Raw genomic sequence first — 3,037 nt, forward strand, 5'->3', positions numbered from 1 at the left:
AGATGAGGGAGGCCTGGGCGCTGTCGGGGCAGGCGAGCCGGACCATTTCGAGGGAAGCGCCCTTGCGGAGCTGGACGATCTTGCCGGATTGACGGGACGGACGAGCGTTGGTGGTCATGTGAGGTCCTTTCCTTTACGGTTTGACCGAAGGCTCGAGCCGGCCCCTGCCGGCCCTCCCTTCGGGCGCGGGCAAAAGAAACCGGCGGAAAGACGGGGGCTTCAGGGTCCGCACGGACCAAGACGAGCGAACCTGTCCTGCGGGCCAGCAGGGCTTATCAAGCCCTCGCGCAGTCCCGCGGGGCCGGTTTGGCGAGGATGGTGCGTGCGGCCGCTCCGCGGCGCGTCAGCGGCCTTGAAGGCTCTGGCCGCCGGTTTACGACCGCGACCAGAACCGAAGGGAGGCCGGCAGGGGTGGCTTTCCACCGGCGCCCAATGTGAAGGAAATGACCGTGGCCCGGGGCATACGCTCCTGCCGTCACAATAGGGCTTGCGCATCCGCTTTGGCAGTCGGCCCGTTGCGGGTGGTCTTTGCCCTGACGGCGCAAGTCGCGCGCTCCTGTCGCATGAGCTTTCGACTAAGGGCATCGATTTCACCGCGCCGCTCGAAGCTCAACTGGTCGACGCAGGCCCTGAACATGGTTTCATCCGACCGCGTCCAGCGCGATCCCCCGCGGGGATGTCTTCGGGCCTTCGCCTTGGCTGTCGTGGTCATGCGTTCCGCCCTGGCCGATATCTGGCGTTCGATCAGTTCGAGATGCGCCTTCGTCTGGCGGTGCGCTGCTTCCATCCGAGAGAGTAGGGCTATTCTCCCGGAGACACTCACGCCGCCCTCCCTGCATCGGGTGCCGGCGAAGTGACATCCTGCAGTTCGGCTTCGGGATAGCCGTGCCTGGTGAGCCAGTCTTCGGCGGCGCTAGGGTTTGCGGCGAGATGAACGAGCTCACCCAGCTCGCCCGGCCGGCTCATGACAAGGACCGAACCGGGTTCAGGCAGCTTCCGCACGGTGAATGTGCGCGGCGAATTCACATCGAAGGTCTTGTGGACGCGCATGACGATCGTCCCATTCGACCCGTAATCGCCCTCATGCAGGGTGAAGGAAGCGGGGATCGTGTGCGTGCCGCGCTCGACGGCGGCACGTTTGCAAATCAGCCGACCGGCCCCATTGCGGTTTTTCCAGTCGGCAAGTTTCCTGCGGTGACGCTCTGGCGGGCGCGGCGTTCCGTCCGAATAGGCGATGATCGCGCCGATCGGCGCATGGTGGAAGATGAGTTTGGCGGACATGGTGTCCTCCTGTTCTGTTGCGTGGAAACGAAAACGCCGCCGGACGAAGCCGGCGGCGTGAAATGCGTTCGGAAAGAAGAAGACCGCTATTCGGCGGCTTCGCGGAAACCTTCGGAGACGGCATCCGGGTCGATGTCGCCCTCCTCCGGATCCTCGACGGAGCCATCGGGGTCTCCGGCGTCTTCGTCCTCGACGATCTCGTTGTGGGCCTTCCAGTCGGCGAGTTCGTTGGCGTCTGGCGCGAACAGCGCCGACCCATGGACGAAGCGTTCCTCCTGGAAGTGTTCGACGAGCGCTGCGCGGGTGTCGCGAACCTTGTTACGCGGCAGGACCGACGTGTCCGTGCAAGCAGCCTCGAGAGCCTGCCGGGACAGGCACAGAAGGAACTCCTCTGTCCCCATATTGGGCAGGAAGCTGTCGGCTCCGACGACGCTGCCGGCGATCCGCGAGACGATGCCGCTGTTCGACATGTTGCGGCGGCACGACAGCACTTCGATCAGCACCGAGCGGACCGCGACGCGGAGCGTGTCCTGGTCGAAGGCGAGATTGCCGGTTTCATCGACGAGCATCGCGGCATGGGGCGCGATCTGGCTGCGGAACGACCCCGTATTGCCTGACCCGCTATCGACGCGGACATTCTGACCGGCAAAGGCAATGACGAGCAGCGCCATCAGCGTGTCGTCCTCGATCGGTGCGCGTTGAAGCGCTTCGTGCAGCGCGTCGGTGCGGAAATCGCCGATCATGTCCTGCCCCTTCTGGGTGACATCGGGGCGCTGCGCCGGCGCGACAGCGCCGCCGTCCGACGCCTTGCCCTTGGCGGCTTTCGGCTCGGGCATCCGGTAAACGACCGACTGCACCTTGCCCTCACGGTCGAGATACATGGCCGTATGGTCGGACTTCTTGGGCTTGCCGTAGACGCGCTCTGCCTTCTTCGGCAATTCCGGCTGACCCCAATTGTTGGACTCGGTGATCATGCCGTTCTTCGGCAGATTGTTGGTCATCCACTCCTGCTGGGCGCCGAGGAAAGCCTCGACATCGGTCGTGTAGCGGCTGTCCTCATCGGCGGGCGCGAAGAGGTCCTCGACCCAGGCGATCCCGTAGGCTTGCGCCAGCTCGTCGTCGAAACTGGCGTCACGCGCATACATGCGGGTCTTCGAGAGGCCATTGGCGACCGACCACCAGGTCGTGGTCTCGTTCTTTTTCGGCTTGTGGGCCTTCCAAACCTCCTTCTGCTCGGCAATCGAGGCGGCCGCGATCGTCCTGAGCTGCCGCTCGTCCGGCATGTCGCCCCTGGCCATCTGGTCGAGCATGGCGGGAAGCACATTGGCGAGTAGCCGCAGCTTCTTGATCTGGCGGACCGATAGGGACAGCGCCGCGGCGATGCCTTCCTCGGTCCAGCCGAGCGCGACCAGCCGCTCGATGGCGCGCCACTGATCGACCGGATTGAGCGGTTCGCGGGCGATGTTCTCGACCATGGAGCGCATGGCGCCGCCGTCATCGGCCGGATCGGTCACGATGACCTCGATCTCCTCGAGCTCGGCGGCGATGGCACCCCTGGTGCGGCGATGGCCGGCCTGGATGATGAAGCCGTTGCCGCCATCGGCCTCGGGGGAGACGACGGGCGGCTGGATGATGCCAACGGCCTTGATGGTCGCGGCAAGCAGCGCATCGCCCTGCGGCGTGGATTTGGACTTGCGGGCGTCGTCGGGATTGTCCTTCAGCGCGCGCGGGTCGATCTTGATGATATGCATGGGAA

At 65.0% G+C, this 3,037-nt stretch carries 2 protein-coding genes; both read right to left on the reverse strand.

The genetic code is table 11. The features are described from left to right. Positions 1–819: 819 nt before the first annotated feature. Positions 820–1,281, reverse strand: coding sequence for a hypothetical protein (locus tag MRY80_RS00075; RefSeq protein ID WP_293286674.1), 462 nt, complete (start codon positions 1,279–1,281; stop codon positions 820–822). A gap of 86 nt (positions 1,282–1,367) precedes the next feature. Further along, positions 1,368–3,032: a ParB/RepB/Spo0J family partition protein gene (locus tag MRY80_RS00080; protein WP_293286676.1), complete on the reverse strand. Its 1,665-nt coding sequence runs from the start codon at positions 3,030–3,032 to the stop codon at positions 1,368–1,370. Between the last annotated feature and the right edge of the window lie 5 nt (positions 3,033–3,037).

Origin of the sequence: Oricola sp., from assembly GCF_022763245.1 — a bacterium.
In the GTDB taxonomy this organism is placed as follows: domain Bacteria; phylum Pseudomonadota; class Alphaproteobacteria; order Rhizobiales; family Rhizobiaceae; genus Oricola.